Below are 22,844 nucleotides of genomic sequence, written 5' to 3'. Positions count from 1 at the left end.
ATCACTGTAAACCAATTAAATCACCGCGCATATAAAACCTATAATATATGCACATACATTATTAAAACTTGTAAATTATATAATATTTACAGGTTATATAACTATGCATACTATGCTACTAAATCGTTTAATACTTACCCCTCCCCTATTAATTTATGCTCATTAATCTTTTTGCCGATACCTATAAAAAAACATCAGATGCCTATGGATAAAACACTGCCTTTGAGCTTACAACCTATCAAAAATTTATAAACCAATTTAAAAACCGACAATGAGAAAAACGTCCAATTCAATTACCAAAGCATCTATTGCTTTATTAGGCTTTTCGCTGCTGTTTACAGCAGCCTGTAAAAAAGATCTGTCACCCACACCCCAAGCCAATAACGCTTCATCAAAATTAAGTACCAGCGCCATTGGCGTTAGCGGCCCCAAAGGCGTTTGTTATGTGGAAGTGAATAATAACGATATCCTTAACGTTGGTAATTATAAGCTTTCAACCGGGGAGCAGCTTTTTGATATCGGCATTATATTCGCGGCTAATATCAATTACAATACCACTACCCAAAAAGCCGAACTGTTTTTTAATCCGCAGGTAACCACTGTATTAAATAACGCGGCCACCAAGATCCAGCCATTACAGGCCAAAGGGATCAAGGTGCTACTCTCTATACTGGGTAATCATCAGGGTGCGGGTATAACTAATTTTCCGAGCCAGCAGGCCGCCCAGGATTTTGCGCAGTTATTGGCCAATGCCGTAACCACTTATGGACTTGACGGCATTGACTTTGACGATGAATATGCTGATTATGGCACCAACGGAACCGGTCAGCCAAATTCAAGCTCATTTGTGTATCTGGTAACCGCCTTGCGCCAGCTGATGCCTACCAAGATCATTTCCTTTTATTTTTATGGCCCGGCAGCTTCCCGCTTGAGCTTTAACGGGGTAACCGTAGGCTCAAAAGTTGATTATAGCTGGAATGCCATTTACGGCAGCTATTCTGTACCAAATGTACCTGGATTAGCAGCCAGCAACCTTGGGCCTGCTGCTATCGATATCCAAAGTACCAGCGCATCAACCGCCGCGTCCTTAGCTACACAGACCGTTAATAACAGTTATGGCATCTATCTGTATTACAATTTACCAAATACCGATGTACACACTTACCTGAGCAGTGTTTCCAACGCCTTATATGGTAAAGCAACGGTTTACGGCAGCGGTACTACGCCAGCTACGGGTGTTACTTTTTACCAGGATATCAATTATACCGGCACTGCTACCAGCACCATAGCCAAAGGTAACTACACCTTATCGCAGTTGCAGGCCCTGGGTTTTGTGAACGACTGGGCATCGTCGGTAAAAATTCCTACGGGATGGACGGTGACTATGTACAGCAACGATAATTTTGCCGGTACTTCCTGGACGCTAACCTCCAACACCACCAATTTCACCACCCTTTCGCCCAACGCGAACGATGTGGTAAGTTCTGTTAAAATTCAATAATTAAAAAGGAATCAAGAGTTAAGAGTCAAGAATCAAGAGTAAAAAAATGATCATCGATCAATTGCGCTCCCTTCCTGATTCTTGACTCTTAATTCTTGACTCTATAAAAAAAACCTATTATGAAAAAAAATACTTTTTTAATGAGCGTAGGATTGCCTATACTCTGCCTGTTTACCCTTGCCGCTACGCAATCCTGCAAAAAGGATAATGGAAACGCCGCTGAAAAATTACAAGCGGAAGGTGCATCTAAAAACGGATTAACCACCCTGTCGACAACTTCCAATGCCGACCTGATCGCTTACAAAAACAGCGTACATAAAATATTTGTAGGCTTTTTGGTTGGCGATGGCGCCGATCCTGCTGCCAGTTTCAACCCGGCCAATGCACCGGACAGTACCGATTTCCTGGAGTTTTTTGCCGGCAATGATGCCACAAGGTCACACTGGCGTGCAGCCCAGGCCAAGGGAACCCGGATCGTGGTATGTCATTTTTTGGGTGATGCCTATTTTGATGGTTCATCCAAGGATCCGGCTACACCAACTTCAACCGCTACCGTTGCCACTTCAACAAGCACTTATGACCATTGGTCGCAGGCGATGTATAACCAGCATATTGTAGCCGATTCTTTGGATGGTATAGATCTGGATATTGAATCAGGTACCATCGACAATAAAAATGTAACCAGCAGCAGTTATCCCAATTTATTAAAATCGGTAGCCAAATGGTTCGGACCGAACTCTACGTCGGCAGTTACACTAAGTATGGGCAAAAAACCCGTGTTTTTTTATGATACCGACGGCTCCCTGGATAATAATAGTTTAACCGGCACCAAAAGCAATTATGACTATATATTATTCCAGTCCTATACTACCGGAAGCCATTTCTGGAGCAGCAGTTCCTTCCCACTATCCTCTGTAGCTTCTACTTATGGATCGGATAAAACTATTTTACTGGTTAACGGCGATAGCTTTAAACATGCTGATGGTACTGAAGACCAATCAGGCGGCGATGCTAAAGCAACATCAGATATGTACAGTTATGCCACTAATTGGGCCAAAACCAACAAGGTTGCCGGTGTTGGAGCATATCGTATGAGTCGCGATTATAACCACACTCCTCCGTTCATCGTTTCAAGGAACGCTATCCAACTGATGAATGGTACCGGCGGTGGAGGTACTACAACCGGTGTCACTTTTTATCAGAATACCAACTACGGCGGTACAGCTACCAGTCTTATCCCTAAAGGCACTTATACCCTGACACAATTACAGGCCAAAGGCTTTGTAGATAACTGGGCATCGTCGGTAAAAGTACCATCGGGCTGGACGGTGATCATGTATACCAACGATAATTTTGGCGGTACCTCATGGACACGCACGGCCAACACGCCCGATTTTACCACCTTATCGCCAAATGCCAATGATAAAATAACCTCTGTTAAAATTCAGTAAATAGTAAAACCCATACCCGGTTTCTTATGCCGGGTATGATCAGTTAATCTGCTTCAAAACCCTCTTTTGGGAGTAATAGCCCATGAAAAGGCAGCGTTGAAACCTACAAGGTTAAAAACAAGCCGCAGAGCCGACTCACCCGGTCTACGCTGCGCTGGACCACCCTCTCTACGGCTTTGCCGCAAAGAGGGTAAACCCCTCTATGCGCGCAGCGGAGAGAGGGGTGACGAGCGCAGCGATGTCGGGGTGAGTCTATAGGTGCCAAATTTTCGCCTTATGTCTTTTCATGGGTTATTACTCTTTTGGGAGGGTTCCTGGGTAACCTATTGCCATTTTTTTAAAAAACCAAATCCATAAATTATAAACCATTAAAAAGCCCTCATTATGAAAAAAAACATCTTCTCTTTTAAAGCCGGCATCTTGTTGATCGGTCTTTCAGCTTTATTCGCTATGCAAGCCTGTAAAAAGGATAACGGAAGCGCGGCTTCAAAACTACAAACAGCAGGCGCGTCTAAAAACAGCCTGACCACCCTGTCGGCAGCTTCAGACAGCGCTTTGGTTGCCTACAAAAAAACAAAGCACGAAATTACCGCGGGCTTTTACAGGTCATATGGCTCGCCAACCGGCGGCGGTACCGATATTTCGGGAATGGCCAATTTACCTGATAGTCTGGACATTGCCATTGCTTTCGGATTTAGCAATGGTTCGTCTGCCACCGAAAAAACACAAATGAAAAATACTGTTATACCAGCATTACATACCAAAGGCACCAGGGTGATACTTACCGGCAATCTGGATATTCCTTCGGGTGTACCGCACACCACAGCGGGATACCAGACAACCGCTAAACTGATCATGGATAGCCTGGTTAATAAATATGGTTTTGACGGATTTGACATTGATGTGGAAAGCAATCCTTCGGGCACTACACTCACCGATATGACCGGGGTTTATACCGCGCTTTCGGCTTATCTGGGCCCAAAATCCGGAACCGGCAAACTGCTTACTTTTGATACCAACCAAACCGGCACCAATAGTCTTTTCAGAAATGTTTATACGATGATAGATTATGTGTGGCTGCAGGCTTATGGCAGAGGAACGTCCGGATTTCAGAGTACATGGAACACGTTCTCCGCCTACATTACTTCGGATAAATTTGTACCCGGGTTTTCTTTTTATGAAGAAAACGGTTATCCAAGCAATTACTGGGATGATGTTACTTACCCGGAAAACGGAACCGGTCGTACTTATGATTATGCCGGGTGGGAGCCAACAACAGGCAAAAAAGGCGGCGTATTTGGCTATGCTATTGACCGCGACGCGCCGCTTACTTCTATGCATGACAATACCAACCGCATTCCGGATTACAAGGTAACTAAGGATCTGATCAAGATCATGAACCCAACCGGCGGTGGTGGCGGCACTGCAACAGGCGTAGTTTTTTATCAAAACTCCAGCTATGGCGGCACAGCCGCTCAAAAAATAGCCAAGGGCAATTACACCTTAGCGCAATTACAAGCCAAAGGCTTTGTGAACGACTGGGCATCTTCGGCACAAATCCCTTCCGGCTGGACGGTGATCATGTATTCCAACGATAACTTTAGCGGTACATCCTGGACGTTGACAGCCAATAACAGTTGGTTTGGCGCGCTGTCGCCAAGTGCCAATGATGTGGTGTCGTCGGTTAAAATTCAATAACCCCCTCTAAATCTCCCCCATAAGGGGGAGACTTCAAAAAAAATGCTTTAAAGCCCTCTCCTTTGGAGAGGGTTGGGTGAGGCTCTTGCTTCGTACCTCGCACTGACGCGTTTTGTGTGATTTATCCCAAAAAGCCTCCCGATAATATCTGGAGGCTTTTTCTATTTAAGTAAGTATTCTTAATGTCACCGCAGGGTCTCTCAGAGAGAACACTGCGTTTTGAATTGCAGCAAGACTAACCTCAGGGTCCCTTGCAGGTTTAAGTTAACCCACAAATTCACTAACTTAAACTTGCAGGAGACCTTGAGGGGACATTAAATCTATTTCCACCTCCACTCCAGTTGCTTATTGATTACGATATTCGGGTTATTAAAGATCGCGATAAGATCAGTAATAAAAGATGGGCTATTAATAGCAGCTTTAGATAAAATTATTGATGATCCGGACCGGGTTTTTATAAAATAGTGAGAGGATATTTCATTAATCTCTACAACTTCATTAGTACTAAATTTACTTTCACTAGTTGCATCTTTGGTTTCGATAAAGTCTGGTTGAAAGTTAATTTCACACGCTACACCAACCTTATATTGATAATTATCTGATACATGCTTTTTGTAACGCTTTTTATATTCATAACTCTGATAAGAAGGGTAAAAAATGAAGCATATAATCCCGAAAGCAAAAAAGTAATAGGCATAAAACTTATTATTATTAATAAAAAGCATTCCTAAGACCAAAAAACAAATTGAAATTATCAACCACGATTTGCGGCGATTTGATTGTATTTTTTTACTCCTGGATGCCGTATATAAATAGTAAGTCAGGTAATCATCTTCAGTTAAAGCCAGCGTTTTAATCATTTTTGTTGTATATTTTTGAAAAGCGATATAAAAATAAAAAGTTCAGCCTATCCAGCTGAACTTTTTATTTATTCGTAATAATAAATTTTATTTATTCGTTAATCGCTTTTACGCCCGGTAACTCTTTACCTTCCATATATTCCAGCAAAGCACCGCCGCCGGTTGATACATAACTAACCTCCTGGGTCAGGTTAAATTTAGCGACAGCTGCTGCTGAATCGCCACCACCTATCAGGGAGAAAGCACCGTTTTCAGTTGCTTTAACTACCGCTTCGGCAATAGCTTTGGTACCTACTAAAAATGTTTCCATTTCAAAAACACCCATTGGGCCATTCCATAAAATAGTTTTTGATTCTTCAACCACTTTGCTGAATATAGCAACGGTTTCCGGACCGATATCCAGGCCCATCCAGTTGTCGGGAATTTCGCCGGTTTTGGCAACGCCGGTTTTGGCATCGTTAGCAAAAGCATCGGCAATAACGTTATCAACCGGTAAATAAAGTTTCACGCCTTTATCTTTTGCTTTTTGTTTCAGGCTGATGGCCAGGTCAAGTTTATCGGCCTCAACCAGTGAAGTACCGATATTACCGCCATCTGCTTTAGCAAAGGTATAAGCCATACCACCGCCGATGATCAGGTTATCAACTTTATCCAGCAGTTTTTCGATCAGCTCAATTTTATCCGAAACTTTGGAACCACCCATAATAGCGGTGAAAGGCTTAGCAGCGCCGTTCAGGATCTTTTCGGCATTGTTCAATTCGGCAGCCATCAGGTAGCCAAAATATTTGGCATCCGGGAAAAATTGCGCGATAACCGCTGTAGAAGCATGTGCACGGTGAGCGGTACCAAAGGCATCGTTCACGTAGATATCGCCTAATTTGGAAAGCTTTTCGGCAAAAGCCACATCGCCTTTTTCCTCTTCTTTATAAAAACGTAGGTTCTCTAATAAAAGCACCTCGCCTTTTCCTAATTTTTGTGATTTTTCAAGGGCATCGGCGCCAATGCAGTCATCAGCAAATTGTACCTGCTGACCCAGCAGATCAGATAAATGCGCAACAACGTGTTTTAGAGAATCTTTTTCATTTGGACCATCTTTTGGTCGGCCCAGGTGCGACATCAGGATAACCTTACCGCCATCTTTTAAAATCTTTTTTATAGTTGGCAAAGCAGCCGTCATCCGGTTATCATCAGTAATATTGTAATCCTTATCCAGGGGCACATTAAAATCAACCCTGATCAGGGCTCTTTTGCCTGCAAAACTTATTTGATCTACTGTTTTCATATTAATTATATAGGTCATTTACTGTAAGGCGCGCAAATTCAGCATTTTATTCTTAATTCTTAACGAAAAAGTAAAAAAGGTGTTTGAAAACGGCCCAAACTTCATGCTATTTTAACATACATCACATAATGCGGCCCAATTCCGGGCACTTCAAACTCCGGAGAAATGATCTCGAAACCGGCATTGTGATAAAACGGAACCGCCTTTTTGCGCGCGTTGCACCAAACGTAGTTGGCCTTTTGTCCGCGCAGATAAACCAGGGCAAAATTAACCAGTTGATTGCCCAGTCCCTTGCCCCTGTATTTTTCGGTAGTGGCCATGCCCCTTAGCTGGTAGGCCTTGCCCGCAAAACCTTCATAATTTTGTGGATGGAACGACGCTATGCAAGCCAGCCAATCATTCTGAAAATAGCCTAAATGAAATGCACCTTCTATTTTATCCGTCGGGAAAATACACTCTTCTAAAGTGAGCTTACCTTCACGCAGCACTTCATTACGGATAGGCAATAGCTCTTCTACGGTTATAAATTTGATCATAATTTTTTATTAAAGTCAGGACTTGGGGAGTAAGGAATAAGGATTTTTAGAACAAGGACCGAAAAATAAGTATGCGTTGCACGTTCGTCATTATTCTCCTTGTTCTTTGCTCCCAATCCTTGCTCTTAAAGTCTTTGCTCCTTCATTCCTTGTTCCAAAAATCCTTATTCCTTGCTCCACTAATCTTTGCCCCCCAAACCAGCTATTTCCTCTACCAAATCAGCCAAACGACTGCTGTAGCCCATTTCGTTATCGTACCAGCCAACCACTTTCACCAGTCCCCCAACAATGGAGGTTAGTTGCGCGTCGAAAATACAGCTGTGCGGGTTATCCAGTATATCGGTGGATACGATGGGATCTTCGGTGTATTCCAGTACATTTTTCATAGGGCCATCGGCTGCCTGTTTAAAGGCTGCGTTAATTTCGGCAATGGTGGGTTGTTTTTTAAGACTGCAGGTAAAATCTGTCAGTGAGCCATTGAGCACCGGAACCCGGATACCTGCCCCCCCCAGGCGGCCTTCCAGATGCGGAAATATGGCGGTAATAGCTTTTGCCGCACCGGTTGTAGTAGGTATAATAGAAGCCGAAGCTGCCCTTGCCCTGCGCAGATCTTTATGCGGGGCATCATGCAGGCTTTGGTCGCCGGTCATGGAGTGAACGGTGGTAATGTAGCCATCAATAATTCCCCAGTTCTCATCCAGTATTTTCACCATAGCCGCCACATTATTGGTGGTACAGGATGCGTTGGATAATACGGGTGAATGCAGGTCAACCAGGCCATCATTTACAGCCAATACAACGGTTGGTACATTTTTATCAGTTGATGGGGCCGAGATGATCACCTGTTTGGCGCCGGCGGCTAAATGCAGCTCAGCGCCCTGCCTGGAAGTAAACTTTCCGGTTGATTCAATCACCAGGTCGATATCCAGTGCTCCCCAGGGTAATGCCTGCGGATCACGCTCGGCGAATACTTTTATCTGGCGGCCATTGATATAAAGGTTGCTGGCATCATGCTCAACCGTGCCTTTAAACCCGCGGTGAACCGAATCATATTTAAATAAATGAGCAAGGGTTTGCGTATCTGTGAGGTCATTTATAGCTACCACCTCGATACCTGGTTTAGCTAAAATATTTCTTAGAAAAATGCGGCCTATCCGGCCAAATCCATTTATAGCGATCTTCATTCTCTCTGTTTTAAAAACAGGTCAAAGTTAGTAATTAAGTCATTGGTACATTGAGTCATCAGGTCATTTAAATTACATAATACCCCCAATAACTACAAAGTAAATAACTTAGCGTCTTATTGAATTTTAAACAAATAAGTTACGTAAGGCCACCTGCTCACGCTCTTTGGAGCGGATGCAGAATGTAACTATCCAGTTAAAGATCATCGGGATCAGCAAAATCACCGAGATCAGGAAAGTGTTGCTCAGGTCGCTGAAAGTTAACACAAGACCAATGGCCCCCAGGTTAATGCCTGCCAGGCAAAGCGTGGCCTGTAAATGATTCAATCCTAATTTTAGCATCCGGTGGTGCATATGGTTCCGGTCGGCATTAAAGGGCGATCCCCCTTTTAATATTCTTAATGTAAATACCCGGAGGGTATCAAAAACAGGACCTATCAATATGGCTACTGTAAGCGCCGGTGCGGTAAACAGTTGCGGCACACCTGCCACGCTGATCTTACTGATCTCGGTATATTTAATAGCCATTACCGCCGATACCAAACCGATCAGTAATGCCCCTGTATCACCCATAAATATCTTGGCCGGGGTAATATTGTAGCGTAAAAAACCGGCTACCGCTCCTACCATGGCCAGGCAAATAGCGGCCAGCTCATATTGTTTTATTGACAGGAACATCAGCGCCAGCGTGCCATTAACAATCAATCCTGTGGTGGCGGCAAGGCCGTCTATCCCATCAATCAGGTTAAAGGAATTCACGATCAGCATGATCAACAGGATAGAGAAGATGGCGCTGGGCACATAAGGCAAATTAAAAATACCGAAAATGCCGTACATGCTGGTGATGCGGATATCGCCCAGCAATACCAGGATGGCAGCCACAATAAACTGGATGAAAAATTTAGTGCTCGAGTTTACGCCCGAAAGATCATCCTTTAAACCCATGGCAAATAAAATGATACAGGCTATCAGCAGATAACTGACGGGCAGGTATTTGCCTATAACACTGAATAGCAGGGTAGTGATAATAAAACTCACAAATATGGCTACACCGCCCAAACGTGGGATGCCATGGTCATGCTGTTTGCGGAAATGGCCCACATCATCATATAAATGGCGGGCACGCGCCACATGTAAAATGGATGGTATAACTAACCAGGTTATAAGCGTTGACATTACAAGTATCAAAACCTGAAATCCAAAGTTGTTAGGATGCAAAAGTTCAGTCATGTAATTGCTTTTACAATGTTAGCGGGGCCTATCTTATAAAAATCGAGTATGTGATTTACTCTTTATACGGGTTTAAAAAATTTAAGTTTAAGTTGAAATTAAAGAAATTGAACTATTTTTCGGAGGGGCTTTAAAACCAGGGTAAGTAAGGGAAAGGGGAGTTTATTTTGACGCATGGCCAGCAGGTCAAATTGCCATGCCTTTATTCTGTTCCTTAAATTTTTGCTGCTTATGCCCCCGGCGCGCATGTTAACCATTACCTTTTTCAGATAAAAACTTTTAACCTGATGCAGGTACATTAACCGAAGCATCAACTCATAATCGGCTGCCGAACCATGACCAGGATTGTAAAAGCCAAATTGGTTAAATAAATTACGCCTGCAGTAAAAAGTAGGATGCGCGGGCATAAACCCCAGCTTAAAGGAATTGCGGTTGCATTTACCAGAGCGCCACTTACGGATAACTTGCTGGTGTTGATCAATTATATCCAAATCGCCGTACAATGTTTCTATATCATGTTGTGCAAATATCGCGGCCACCGATCGTAAAACATCCGCATCGGCAAAATGATCATCGGCATTTAATATGCCCACTACGTCGCCGGTAGCCCGGCTTATACCTTTATTCATGGCATCGTATATCCCATTATCCGGTTCTGAAACTAAAATATGGATATATTCATGATATTCACGTATAATTGAAAGTGTTTGGTCTGTTGAACCGCCGTCGATAATAATATACTCCAGGTTGGGATAGTTTTGGTTGATAACAGATTGGATACACTGCCTGATGGTATCCTGGGCATTATAAACTACTGTAACCAGGGAGAGTTTCAAAACGTACAAAGTGGGAAAAGAATTACCAATATATATACCCGCAAATTATGTATTTTTGAAATCAATCCCTAATTATATACTTATTTAGTTTCTACTCGTCTGTATGCGTTTTTTTACTTTTACTCTGTTCTTTCTCGGGATAATTTTTGTTTTAACATCTTGTTCCAGTAAACAATACCAATCGCTTTTTGAACAAAAAACCACTGTTGCAGATAGCAGCTCTGCGCAAAGACCCGCTGTAGCCATGGCTGCCTATCGCATACAACCACAGGATATACTGCAGATCAGGAATCTGCAAAACGTAAAGTATATTGTTGACGAGGCACCGGTAAGCACTACCACTTCCAGCACTGGCACGGGCACAAGCACCGGGCAAACTTTCCAGGTTGATGATGACGGCACCGTAGCCCTGCCGGTTATTGGTCATGTGGCGGTAGGGGGCCTTACCCGGCCAGAAGCGGCAAAGCTTATCGAAGGTCTGTACCGTAAAAGCCTGCTCAAGGACCCTATCATCGAACTAAAAATTGTAAACCTGAAGGTTACGCTGTTAGGCGAAATTAAAGGACAGGGAAATTATCCGCTAACCAAAGACAGGACTACCCTGGTGGAGATGATTGGCGCAGCCGGCGGTCTTACAGAGAAAGCCAACGAAACCAATATTCAAATTATAAGGGGCGACCAGGCGAATCCGCAGGTAACGACCATCAACCTCCGGAATATCCAGGCCATCAATGATCCGCGTGCTATTCTTCAAAATGGAGATATTATTTATATTGCCCAAAACAAACGCGCGGTCAGGAACGAGAATCTGCAAAACGTATCGGTGATCAGTCAGCCGGTTTTGCTTTTGCTCAACACGGCCTTAATTATTTTCACGCTTGCCCATCGCTAATGGAAGAAACAGAAAAAATTCAGCGAAAACTGCCCAGTCAGGAGATTGACTATTTTAAGATAGGCAAAATATTGCTGAGCCGCTGGTATTGGATAGCCGCTTCTGTGGGCATAGCGGTGCTTATATCATATACTTATCTGTGGTATACGCCTAAAACCTATTCATCATCGGGCACCTTAAAAATTGAAGAAAAAAAATCGGAGATCTCCGACCTGGTAAGCGTAATAACCGTTCCCGAACGCGGACCATCAAAAATACAAAGTATTACATCGGTGATACAAAGCCGCAACCTTATCTTAAGTGCCATAAAAAATCTGGATTACAGGATAAGTTTTTATGTTATGGGCCGGGTGCGTACCTCTGAGATCTATCCTTCAAAACCGTTGAACATTGAGCTCATCAGGTTTGATAGTTTAAATTTTTACCACGATCAGATAGGTTTTAAACCCCTAAACACGAAATCGTTTGAGTTGTCGTACAAAATGGCGGGTAAGGAAATTCAAAACACCTTTAATTATGATACACCCGTAAATATAGGGCATACCAGCTTCAGCATCAGATATCCGGGGGCGCTGAGCAAGAATACGGTTTACCTGTTTAAATTCAATATTCCGGAAGACTATGTTGACCGGGTAAGGGGGGGCTTGTCCACTGGTGAAACCTCAAAAAACTCCAATATTATCGGCCTTCAGGAAGTTGACTCCAATCCTCAGTTTGCCGCCGATATTATCAATAGTATCATGAACGAATATGTGGCTTTTGATCGTAATCAAAAAACTCAGTCGGCTTCACAAATGATTGATTTTATCGACAGCCAGCTGGCTTTTCTGTCAACCGAGGTTAAAGGTTCAGAAAACTCGATTGAAAAATACAAGCAAAAATCAAAGATCCTGGATGTAAGCTCGGCTTCAACAACTTCGGTCTCCAAAGCGGCCGATCTTGAGTCGAACAAATCCTTATTAAAAATACAGCTGATGGCCCTTGATCAGCTCAAAGACCAGATCACCAGGGAAAAGGATAATGTTAATTTAAATTTCACCACGGCAGGGGCAGACAATCACCTGTTACAGGCCATGGTCGAAAAGCTGGATGCTTTGATACAGGAAAGAAACGCGCTGTTAAAAACTTACAATACCGATTCGCAACCCATCCGCGACATCAACCAGCAGATATTACAAATAAAACTGAATGCGTTGAATAATATCAAAGCTTTGCGTTCGGGAGTTGAAAAAAACATCGCTTTTTTGGATAGTCAGCTTTCGCAGGTTAATCAAACCATCATGACATTGCCCGCTGCTCAGCGCGACCTGGTGAGCCTGCAACGGGATTTTGAGATCAACGATAAAGTGTATTCATTTTTATCAGAAAAAAAACTGGAGGCACAAATAAGCAGGGCCGGTATACTGCCTGGAGCAACCATTATTGAACCGGCTCAGCCCAATTTTAACCCGGTATCGCCCGACGAGCATAATATACACCGCTCGGCCATTATCCTGGGCTTGGTTATTGGTTTGAGTCTTATTGTTGTTGTCAGGATCATGAATCCTTACATCTACGATAAAGAAACCATCGAAAGCCTTACCTCGATACCTATATTGGGTATCATCCGAAAATTCCCGGAGCCTATTGATGAAAATAACAGGCAAATTTTAGCGCTTGTACGCCCAAAATCCATATTTGCAGAGTCGGTACGTTCGGTACGTACTAACTTAAGTTTCCTGGCATCCGAGAAAAAAAATAAGGTGATTTGTATTACTTCGGAAGTAGCAGGCGAAGGAAAATCATTTGTGGCTGTTAACCTGTCAAGCACGCTTTCATTGATCGACAAAAAAGTTATCCTTATTGGGGCCGACCTTCGCCGTTCCAAAATACATAAGATATTTAATGTGGCTAACGACATCGGGCTGAGCAATTATCTGGCCCACCAAAACGAGCTTGATGATATCATTTTTCATTCCGAACAGGAAAACCTTGATTTTATAATCTCCGGGCCTGTTCCACCCAATCCCTCCGAACTGTTGCATAGCGAACGGATGAGCACTTTAATTGCCCAGTTAAAAGCCAGGTATGATATTGTAATGATAGATACCGCGCCAATAGGTCTGGTGTCTGATGCTATCCCGCTTATCCGGATGAGTGATATCAATGTTTTTGTGATACGATCTGGAAGGTCAAAATTTTACGCGGCTACCGTGCCCCAGCGTGTAGCGCAGGAGTATCAGCTTGATAATACCGTAATAGTGCTCAACGCATATGAGGAAGAGCCCCTGCACTCCAGGTATTATACCACCAAATTTACAGGTGATAATTCTGGCGTGCACTACTATTATTATGCCGATTACAACGGTTATGAAGATTCGGGGTACTATTTGGATGATAACAAAACCAAATGGTGGAATGTGAGAAGATGGTTTAAATATTAAGCTTTTTAATAAATATGGGGCTGTTAACAAGTGAGGTAAAAAATAAATGGTATCCGGTTTATACACATGCAAAGGCCGAAAAAAAAGCATACGAAGCATTAACCAGTAAAGGAATTTTGGCCTATTTACCCCTGCATCGGCAGCTTAGGCAATGGAGCGACCGCAAAAAGTGGGTCGAGGAACCCTTTATCAAATCATATATATTTGTTAACATCGCCGAACGCGCACAGGCAGATGTATTAATGACCAGGGGGATATCCCGTTTTCTATATTTTTCGGGCAAACCGGCCACCATGCCCGACCGCCAGATCAACGAATTAAAGTTATTGATGACAAGTTCAATCGATCTGGAAATTACTGAAGAGGACCTGCAGCCCGGGGAAAAAATTATTATAAAGGCGGGACCCTTAAAAGGAATGACCGGCGAGGTGGTAATATACCGGTCGCAAAAGCAATTGATATTAAGGCTTGAAAGCATCGGATGCTCCATTATTGTGCATGTTGCAGCTTCATATATTGAGCGCTTTTAATCAGAATTATTATTTTTAACAATAAAGAAAATACGACAAATCAAGAGTCAAGAAATAAGAGTCAAGAAAGAACAGTGAAAAGCGGTATCCGAATATTTCTTTTTTGATGGGGTATTATTCCATATTTAGATATTTTCTTGCTTCTTGACTCTGGGCTCTTGATTTTCACAAATAACTATAAAATAATAAGTTACAAAACAAAACTGTGACTTACGGGGCGAAGCTGTGAATATATACCAACCATGTGCAGGATAGCGGGAATAATTGATAAAAGATTACAGCCTGGAGATATCCATCAAAAGGTAAAAGCCATGTGCCAGGTATTACAGCATGGTGGCCCTGATGATGAGGGCCTGTTTTTTGACGACAGAAATCACCTGGGGTTTGGGCATCGCCGTTTATCGATCATTGACCTGAGCAGCAACGGGCACCAGCCCATGGCCGATGCCGGGCAAAAAACCTGGATAACTTTTAACGGCGAGCTTTATAATTACCTGGAGCTAAAAACAGAGCTGTTAACGCTGGGCGCACAATTCAAATCGGCGACCGATACCGAGGTGATCTTACTATCATACCTGCAATGGGGAACTGCTGCCTTTGCCAAATTTCGTGGCATGTTTGCTTTCGCGCTGTATGATCAGGTTAACAATCTCGTTTATTTGGTACGTGATAGCGCTGGTATAAAACCCATGTATTATTACGCCCAACATGGAGTTTTAAGCTTTGCATCAGAAATAAGGGCTTTTACCGAGGCAAATATCGCTACAGAAAAAGATCCCAACTGGCCGGTAAGGTTTTTAGCCTTTGGTCATATCCAGGAGCCATATACTACCCTAAAAAATGTATTCAGTTTACCAAAGGGGCATTTTTTACGCTGGGATATTACGTCATCTGCCTATACCATCAATCCGTATCATGAAACCCCGGCACAGGAACAGATCACTGATGTAAACGAGGCCCGCTTACTGATCAAAGAAACGCTGATAAAAAGCGTAAACCGGCAATTAATAGCCGACGCCGCCATTGGTGTATTTTTAAGCGGAGGTATTGATTCCAGTTTGCTCACCCTGCTGTCAAATCTTAAAAAAGAACAGCAGCTTAAAACGGTATCCATCTTTTTTAATGAGCAAAATTATAACGAGCAAAGCCATCAGCGTATAATTTTAGATAAGTTACAAGGTCAAAGCTTTTCGCACCTGGTGCAACAGCATGACTTTGACACCTTTCTGCCTCAAATTCTTGATGCCATGGATATGCCAACTACCGATGGTATTAACAGCTGGTTTATTAGTAAATACGCTCATGAAGATGGTTTAAAGGCAGTACTATCGGGCATTGGCGCTGATGAACTTTTTGGCGGTTACCCATCCTTTGGACGGATAAAATATCTAAAATATCTCCGAAAAGTCAGTCCATCATTGTTTTCGGCTATTACCGCCTTTTTACCCAATCAGTATAAAAAACTCACCTTTTTAGCTAATGACCATTATTTAGCTGATTATCTCTTGCTAAGAGGATTCTTCTCTCCCACCGAAATCGCTAAATTTTTGGATGCCGATAGTAAGCAGGTCAGGAATATACTCTTTGATACTAATCATGCCTCAAGTCTGAACAATTACAATCAAGAACACGCGGCCTGGCTCGAAACCAATTTGTACATGCAAAATCAGTTACTCAGGGATACCGATGTGATGAGCATGAGTCACGGGCTGGAAGTTAGGGTTCCTTTTTTAGACGAGGACTTTACAAATATGGTAAGCCGCATTGATCCATCCATCCGGTTTGACAACAATCAACCCAAAAAACTACTGATTGATAGCTTTGGAGATATGCTGCCAACCCAGATATGGGACCGGCCCAAAATGGGCTTTTCCTTCCCGCTGCAACAATGGATGGCGGCTCATCCTGAAATAAGTAACAGTGCGGCATATAAAGGGAAGGCTGCTCAGGCGATGATTCAAAAGTTTAAGAACAAGGGGGTACACTGGTCAAAAGCATTTGCACTTTATCAGATACAGGCGCATGTCTAAAAAGGTACTGCTACTTACTTTACAAATATTTAGTACCACCGGTGGTATCCAAAAAATGACCCGTACCTTAGGCTATACCTTAAACCAGATAGCCCTTGCCAATAACTGGAACTTTGAATTATGGTCGGCCTATGACCGTGCCCAGGATCTGATGCCGGAATACTTGCCTTCTTCAAATTTCAAGGGATTTGGCATTAACAAACTAAACTTTGCCTTAAAGGTTATTAGTAAAAAGTTTACGCTAAAGGATATTATCATACTGAGTCATATTAATCTGGCTGCCATTGGTTTGCTTATCAAGGCGGTGAACCCCAAATGCAAGGTATGGTTAGTGGCTCATGGTATTGAGGTATGGCGGCCTCTTTCATTCATCAAAAAACTTTTCCTGAAAAATTGCGACAAAGTGATCTGCGTAAGCAATTATACCCGGCAGCAAATACTTGACCGTCACCATATTGACAAGAACATTTGTATAGTACTGAACAATGCTATTGACCCTTTGATGCCATTACCGGTCACCTTTTCAAAGCCCGCGAGTTTGCTTGATCGTTATCAGCTTAACAATAGCCATCCTATCATATTTACCTTAACCCGCCTAAGCTCTACAGAAAAATACAAGGGCCATGAACTGGTGATTGAAGCCATTGGAAAATTGAAAAATAAATATCCCGGCATCAAATATATACTGTCTGGAAAATATGATGAGCTGGAGGATGTGAGAATTCATAAATTAATAAGCGATCACGATGTAAGCGATCAGATCATATTAACAGGCTTTATTGATGAAACCGAGCTCACAGATCATTTTTTACTGGCCGATCTGTTTGTTTTACCCAGTAAAAAAGAAGGCTTCGGCATTGTGTTTATTGAAGCTTTGGCTTGCGGCCTTCCTGTTATTTGCGGTAATGCCGATGGAAGTATTGATGCTATACGTAACGGAGAGCTGGGCAAATCGGTTAACACAGATGATGCTGCCGAGTTATACAATTGCATGAACGAATCGTTAGCACAACCGCTAACAAGTACCGACCGGGAGCAATTGCAAAAACGCAGTTTACACCACTTTAATCAACCCGATTATGCCCGTAAACTACAGGAATTATTAACCGAATAAGTATGTCGGAAAACGAAGACTGGGACATTCAAATAACCGCGCAAAACAACATTTTCGACTTAAAGTTTAAAGATGTATGGCACTACCGCGACCTGCTCTTGTTACTGGTACGGCGCGATTTTGTTTCCTTTTATAAACAGACCATCCTGGGTCCTATTTGGTTTTTTATACAGCCGGCTATTACTATTCTGTTTTACACCCTGGTTTTTGGTAACCTTGCCGGTATACCTGTTGATGGCCTGCCAAAGCCCCTGTTTTACCTGGCGGGGATCATTATATGGAATTATTTTTCTGAATGCCTTACTAAAACATCCACCGTTTTCAGGGATAACTCAGCCCTGCTGGGTAAAGTTTATTTTCCCCGGTTAATTATGCCGCTGAGCATTGTATTATCAAACCTTATCAGGTTTGGCGTACAGTTTTTGCTTTTCCTGATGCTTTATGTTGTCTATCTTTTTAAAGGCACAGTCATTGTCCCGAATGCTTTTTTATTGCTGCTGCCTTTACTCATCATCATGATAGCGGCTTTGGGTTTAGGCTTCGGGATGATCATATCGGCAGTAACAACCAAATACCGCGACCTGGCTTTTATCGTATCATTCGGAGTACCCTTGTTCATGTACACCACCACAGTAATTTTCCCGCTATCCGTAGCCCAAGCCAAATACCCGGCTTATAGCTGGCTGGTAAAATTTAATCCGATAACGGCTATCATAGAAACTTTCAGGTATGGCTTTATGGGTCGCGGAAGTTTTAGTTGGGAAATGATAGGTTACAGCCTTGTAACCACCATTATTATTCTGCTGCTGGGAACTGTTATATTTAACAGGGTTGAAAAAACGTTTGTGGATACTGTATAATGAGCAGCGTAATTAAAGTTGAAAATTTATCAAAAGCCTACCAGCTGGGCGATTTTGGTACCGGCACCATCTCCCGCGACCTGGAACGCTATTGGGCCAGGATACGCGGTAAAGAAGATCCTTTTTTAAAAGTTGGCGAAACCAATGACCGCACAACCAAAGGCGAAAGCGATGTGGTGTGGAGCTTACGCGATATTAATTTTGATATTGAACAAGGCGATGCCGTAGGCATTATCGGTCGTAACGGGGCGGGTAAAAGCACCTTGCTGAAAATACTAAGCCGGGTTACTTCGCCTACTACCGGCTCTGTAAAAGTAAAAGGGCGCATAGCAAGCTTGCTTGAAGTAGGTACCGGCTTTCATCCGGAATTAACCGGAAAGGAAAATATTTTTTTAAACGGCGCTATCCTGGGGATGCGCAAGGCCGAGATCAAGCGAAAGTTTGATGAGATCGTTGATTTTTCGGGTGTGGAGCGCTATATAGACACACCGGTAAAACGGTATTCATCGGGCATGTATGTACGCCTGGCCTTCGCGGTGGCGGCACACCTCGAGTCGGAGATCATGATTGTTGATGAAGTATTAGCTGTAGGCGATGCCGAATTCCAGAAAAAATGCCTGGGTAAAATGGATGCCGTAAGCAGAGGCGAAGGCCGAACCGTTTTGTTTGTTTCGCACAATTTGGGAGCGGTTCAAAAACTATGCAATAAGGGAATTTTACTCAACAACGGACAAATTACATTTAACGGATCCTGTAAAGACGCCATTTATAACTACGGCCAAAACGGTATTAAAACGGATACGGATTTTCTGAACAGGATAAATTATTCTTCTGATAAGGTTAAAATAAACAATATACTTTTTAACAATAGCTCTGTCAACAGCATTGTTTTAAACCCGGAAAATAACTTTTCATTTGAAATAAGAATTGAGCTGTCGTTACAAACCGATATGCCGATGGATATTGAATGCCGCTTTGTAGACCGGGATTTAACCCCCCTTGCTTTTTATAGTCCCGGTCATCATGACGGAGTTAAGATTCAAAACAAGGGAGAAGTATCGCTATCCTATAAAATAACTTTCCCCAATAATTTGAATAAGGTAGATCTGGATATGAACTTGTATCTGACCTATCCAGGTGTAGAGATCTACGCGTTCTGTGAAAAGGCTTTAAGCATTGAATATGCCGGATACAGCATGACCAGCGGTCATGTTTTCGAATATGAAAAGGGGGCCGGATTGATCTTCCTTCCACCTCATTAATTACCTGCACAGGGGTTTCCTGAACTTGAAGACAAAATATATATCATATTCCTTATGGGGTGATAATACACTGTATACCACCGGCATGATCAGAAATATGGAACAAGCCGCCGTACTATACCCCGACTGGCAAATCGTTGTATATTTTGATGATACGGTTCCTCCGGAGATCATCCATACTATTAAAGAAAAAGGGGCCATTACCATAAACAGAACAGGAGATATTTACGGCATGTTCTGGCGTTTTTACGCGGCTGATATGGATGGTTGTACCCATATTATTTTCAGGGATTGCGATTCGCGTTTAACCATGCGGGAAAAGCTGGCAGTTGATGAATGGGTTAACAGTAACAACATGATCCATATTATGCGCGATCATCCGCACCACCGCTCCATAGATGAACACAATGCTTTTCATATTTTAGGAGGCTTGTGGGGAATTAAGGGCGGCGTAGTTCAAATGCGATCAATGATCAGCAATTTTGCAGAAAAAAACAATTTGGTTTATGGGAGCGATCAGTTTTTTTTAAATGAGATTTATTCCAGGTTCAAAAACTCCTGTACTGTACACGATGAGTTCTTTGAAAAAAAACCTTTCCCCATTAAAAGAAAAGGCTTTGAATTTATCGGAGAGCGGATCGGCATCAACGAACAGCCATACAACAATGACCGGCAGGCTATAAAAGAGTTTTATCTCCAAAAAAAACTGATCTTTAGAATAAAAAAAAGACTCTCTTCCTTTTTCCGGTCATTTTATCGATAAAGCATTTAAACTTGAATAAATTAAGATCTGCCAAACATTTTCTAACCGGAAAAACACGGACATTTATATTAGCTATTGCCCAACTAATGCCGCGGAGTCACCGATCAGGTTTTTGGTTGCGGGTGGGTCACAGGGCCTGGAAATTAGCTGGTATTAAAGCAGCGCATCCTGTTTTTATTGATAAAGGCTTTAAGTGTATCAATCCTACAAATATTGTTTTGGGCAGATATGTTTCTTTAGGGCACGATAATCATATCTGGGCCTTTGATACCGTAAACATTGGCGACTATACCCAAACCGCAAAAGATTTGCTGATCATATCCGGATCGCATGAGGTAAATTCCTTATCTCCCAAAAACAACCAACAGGTGGTGATCGGGGCTGGTTGTTGGATCGGGGCACGGGTAACCATTCTTGGAGGTGTTACCATCGGCAAAGGAGTTGTGATAGGCGCATGTTCGGTGGTCAATAAAAATATCCCTGATTTTGCGGTGGTGGCCGGTAACCCGGCCAAAATATTAAGATACAGGGAGCCTGATGATGAACAGTGGAATCCTTTTATCAAGTATCAGATTTGACACAGGCCAAAATATCTGTTATTACCCCATCTTATAACCAGGGCAGGTTTATTGAACAAACTATCCTTTCGGTTATCGGGCAGCAATACACTAATCTTGAATATATCATTATTGATGGAGGAAGCAGCGACGAGACCCTGGATATGATCAGGAAATATGAAAAGCATATCACTTACTGGGTTAGCGAAAAGGATACGGGCCAAAGTAACGCTATCAATAAAGGATTTGCGCAAGCTACGGGTGATATTTTATGCTGGCTAAATTCTGACGATTATTATTTGCCGGGCGCGTTGCTGGAAGTAAACCGGGCATTATCCAATGAGCGGGCCGAATTATTGTTCGGCAATTGTATCCATCTAAATGAAGCTACCCATTTGGTCCACGGCAGTTCTTTCGATCCTTTAAAAAACTGGGATATTAAACATGGTGATTATATTGTACAACCCAGTAGCTTTTGGACCAGGAAGGCTTTTGAACAAGCCGGGAAGCTCCGGGAAGATCTGCACTTTGGTTTCGACTGGGAGTGGTTTGCCCGCGCACAGGCCAGCGGTGTAAATTTTATTCCTTCGGAAAAATACTTTTCGGTTTACCGGCTGCACAACGATCAAAAATCAAACGATAATAATGTTGACCGGTTTAAGGAACTCCTATTGATTGAAAGGGAATTGAACCCATCCAAATTTGAGTTTATTGACCATTACCTTAACAATCATCTGAACGGTATCAACCAAATCTATAACATCAGCGCAAAGCAACCATTCAAACTTTTAGAGTACCGGCTCTTGAAAACTTTTCATCCAACTTTAATAAAACTAATAGATAGGGTTAGTTTGAAAAAGTATATAGAATACGTTTATCAGCGTCAAAAATAAAACCATAAATGCTGCTGCCTAACCTGCTTCATTATCGTGCCAAATTAGAAAAAAGCGGAGTCCAATATCCATTGCAAACGGTGCCGTTTACCAAACAAGGCTTATTGAAAACTTTACCTCAACCAGAGACCCATAAAACAGGTTGGCCCTGGACGGAGGAAGCCCCACCAGCTCAGTATGATGAAAAGACTGCATGGCCAAAGCTCAGCATTGTTACACCATCTTTTAACCAGGGGCATTTTCTGGAAGAAACCATCAGGGCAGTTCTCTTGCAAAATTACCCCAACCTGGAGTACATCGTAATTGACGGTGGCAGCACAGATGGCAGCCTTGAAATACTGGAAAAATATTCGCCCTGGATTAGTTATTGGCAAAGCAAAAAAGACGAGGGACAATCAAATGCCATAAACCTAGGTTTCAGTCTGGCAAGCGGCAGCTACTACGCCTGGATAAACAGTGATGATTATTACCTGAAAAATACCTTCCATTTGGTTGTCTATACATTTTTAAAAAGCTCCACGGATTTTATTTACGGATATGCCTTTAATAAGAAGAACGATGAGTTAGAATTAGTGACTGTTCCGCCCCTTTACGATTACTTTATCAAAATACCATCTTTATCACAACCCGCTTGCTTTTGGAGCATGGGTATCAATGAGCCGGTTTGGGAAGAGATGCATTGCGCGCTTGATTATGAACTTTGGTTAAGACTGGTGAAAGGCCATAAACGCAAGCGGATCAGGCAGCCACTGGCCATTGTCAATGTTCATGATGATGCCAAGACCCACGATGCCGCTATAAAAATTAAATGGCAGGAAGATCACCTAAAAATGTGGTCGGCCGAAGGACATGGACCAGTACCGGAATGGAAACGAATAGTTTTCATGAACCGCATCAGGCTGAAATTATATAAATTATTAAAGATCATCTAATTTGGAGTAT

20 protein-coding genes are annotated in these 22,844 nt (G+C 42.6%); 14 read left to right on the top strand and 6 right to left on the bottom strand.

Annotated features, from left to right (window positions below; translation table 11 throughout):
• The first annotated feature begins 271 nt into the window (after positions 1-271).
• The 3 genes from ACNURT_RS06885 (at position 272) to ACNURT_RS06875 (ending at position 4,650) form a co-directional block, all read left to right on the top strand.
• Positions 272-1,501, top strand: coding sequence for an endo-beta-N-acetylglucosaminidase H (locus ACNURT_RS06885; RefSeq protein WP_419701114.1), 1,230 nt, complete (start codon positions 272-274; stop codon positions 1,499-1,501).
• 119 nt (positions 1,502-1,620) lie between these two features.
• Positions 1,621-2,952 carry a glycoside hydrolase family 18 gene (locus ACNURT_RS06880; RefSeq protein WP_419701113.1) on the top strand — a complete coding sequence of 444 codons (1,332 nt, stop codon included), beginning with the start codon at positions 1,621-1,623 and terminating at the stop codon, positions 2,950-2,952.
• A 384-nt stretch (positions 2,953-3,336) separates the two neighbouring features.
• Positions 3,337-4,650, top strand: coding sequence for an EndoS/ChiA family endoglycosidase (locus tag ACNURT_RS06875; protein WP_419701112.1), 1,314 nt, complete (start codon positions 3,337-3,339; stop codon positions 4,648-4,650).
• Positions 4,651-4,970: 320 nt separating this feature from the next.
• Here ACNURT_RS06875 and ACNURT_RS06870 read toward each other — a convergent pair whose 3' ends face one another.
• The 6 genes from ACNURT_RS06870 to ACNURT_RS06845 form a co-directional block, all read right to left on the bottom strand.
• Entirely contained in the window at positions 4,971-5,510 is a 540-nt protein-coding gene (locus ACNURT_RS06870; protein WP_419701111.1) for a hypothetical protein, read from the bottom strand.
• Positions 5,511-5,601: 91 nt separating this feature from the next.
• Positions 5,602-6,792, bottom strand: a complete 1,191-nt coding sequence (locus ACNURT_RS06865) for a phosphoglycerate kinase (protein ID WP_419701110.1) — start codon at positions 6,790-6,792, stop codon at positions 5,602-5,604.
• A gap of 101 nt (positions 6,793-6,893) precedes the next feature.
• A complete protein-coding gene (locus ACNURT_RS06860; RefSeq protein WP_419701109.1) occupies positions 6,894-7,328 on the bottom strand; it encodes a GNAT family N-acetyltransferase in 435 nt (144 codons plus the stop codon).
• Between the two features lie 179 nt (positions 7,329-7,507).
• A complete protein-coding gene (gene gap / locus ACNURT_RS06855) occupies positions 7,508-8,512 on the bottom strand; it encodes a type I glyceraldehyde-3-phosphate dehydrogenase (protein ID WP_419701108.1) in 1,005 nt (334 codons plus the stop codon).
• 126 nt (positions 8,513-8,638) lie between these two features.
• A complete protein-coding gene (locus ACNURT_RS06850) occupies positions 8,639-9,742 on the bottom strand; it encodes an MraY family glycosyltransferase (RefSeq protein ID WP_419701107.1) in 1,104 nt (367 codons plus the stop codon).
• Between the two features lie 98 nt (positions 9,743-9,840).
• Positions 9,841-10,578, bottom strand: a complete 738-nt coding sequence (locus ACNURT_RS06845) for a glycosyltransferase family 2 protein (protein ID WP_419701106.1) — start codon at positions 10,576-10,578, stop codon at positions 9,841-9,843.
• A gap of 244 nt (positions 10,579-10,822) precedes the next feature.
• Here ACNURT_RS06845 and ACNURT_RS06840 point away from each other — a divergent pair, with 244 nt between their 5' ends.
• From ACNURT_RS06840 to ACNURT_RS06790, 11 genes are all read left to right on the top strand, one after another.
• Positions 10,823-11,470, top strand: coding sequence for a polysaccharide biosynthesis/export family protein (locus tag ACNURT_RS06840; RefSeq protein ID WP_419701105.1), 648 nt, complete (start codon positions 10,823-10,825; stop codon positions 11,468-11,470).
• Positions 11,470-13,893 (top strand): GumC family protein, encoded by a 2,424-nt coding sequence (locus ACNURT_RS06835; protein ID WP_419701104.1) that lies wholly within the window; start codon positions 11,470-11,472, stop codon positions 13,891-13,893. The genes ACNURT_RS06840 and ACNURT_RS06835 overlap by 1 nt, the downstream gene beginning before the upstream one ends.
• Positions 13,894-13,907: 14 nt before the next feature.
• Entirely contained in the window at positions 13,908-14,423 is a 516-nt protein-coding gene (locus ACNURT_RS06830; RefSeq protein WP_419701103.1) for a UpxY family transcription antiterminator, read from the top strand.
• A 242-nt stretch (positions 14,424-14,665) separates the two neighbouring features.
• Positions 14,666-16,453: an asparagine synthase (glutamine-hydrolyzing) gene (asnB, locus tag ACNURT_RS06825; protein ID WP_419701102.1), complete on the top strand. Its 1,788-nt coding sequence runs from the start codon at positions 14,666-14,668 to the stop codon at positions 16,451-16,453.
• Positions 16,446-17,567, top strand: a complete 1,122-nt coding sequence (locus ACNURT_RS06820; RefSeq protein ID WP_419701101.1) for a glycosyltransferase family 4 protein — start codon at positions 16,446-16,448, stop codon at positions 17,565-17,567. Before asnB ends, ACNURT_RS06820 begins: the two co-directional genes overlap by 8 nt.
• A gap of 2 nt (positions 17,568-17,569) precedes the next feature.
• On the top strand, positions 17,570-18,427 hold the full coding sequence (locus ACNURT_RS06815; RefSeq protein ID WP_419701100.1) for an ABC transporter permease: 858 nt from the start codon (positions 17,570-17,572) through the stop codon (positions 18,425-18,427).
• The gene (locus ACNURT_RS06810; RefSeq protein ID WP_419701099.1) at positions 18,427-19,689 is read left to right on the top strand and encodes an ABC transporter ATP-binding protein; all 1,263 of its coding nucleotides are present in this window, start codon (positions 18,427-18,429) and stop codon (positions 19,687-19,689) included. The genes ACNURT_RS06815 and ACNURT_RS06810 overlap by 1 nt, the downstream gene beginning before the upstream one ends.
• A 25-nt stretch (positions 19,690-19,714) precedes the next feature.
• A complete protein-coding gene (locus tag ACNURT_RS06805) occupies positions 19,715-20,452 on the top strand; it encodes a hypothetical protein (RefSeq protein ID WP_419701098.1) in 738 nt (245 codons plus the stop codon).
• Between the two features lie 11 nt (positions 20,453-20,463).
• Positions 20,464-21,030: an acyltransferase gene (locus tag ACNURT_RS06800; RefSeq protein WP_419701097.1), complete on the top strand. Its 567-nt coding sequence runs from the start codon at positions 20,464-20,466 to the stop codon at positions 21,028-21,030.
• Complete coding sequence (locus ACNURT_RS06795; RefSeq protein WP_419701096.1) at positions 21,027-21,902, top strand: glycosyltransferase family 2 protein; 876 nt, start codon at positions 21,027-21,029, stop codon at positions 21,900-21,902. Before ACNURT_RS06800 ends, ACNURT_RS06795 begins: the two co-directional genes overlap by 4 nt.
• An 8-nt stretch (positions 21,903-21,910) precedes the next feature.
• The gene (locus ACNURT_RS06790; RefSeq protein WP_419701095.1) at positions 21,911-22,834 is read left to right on the top strand and encodes a glycosyltransferase family 2 protein; all 924 of its coding nucleotides are present in this window, start codon (positions 21,911-21,913) and stop codon (positions 22,832-22,834) included.
• Positions 22,835-22,844 lie beyond the last annotated feature (10 nt).

The organism is Mucilaginibacter sp. NFX135 (assembly GCF_048565145.1).
In the GTDB taxonomy this organism is placed as follows: Bacteria; Bacteroidota; Bacteroidia; order Sphingobacteriales; family Sphingobacteriaceae; genus Mucilaginibacter.
The sequence above is the reverse complement of the archived record's forward strand: the minus strand, read 5'-3'. Positions and strand labels throughout refer to the sequence as shown.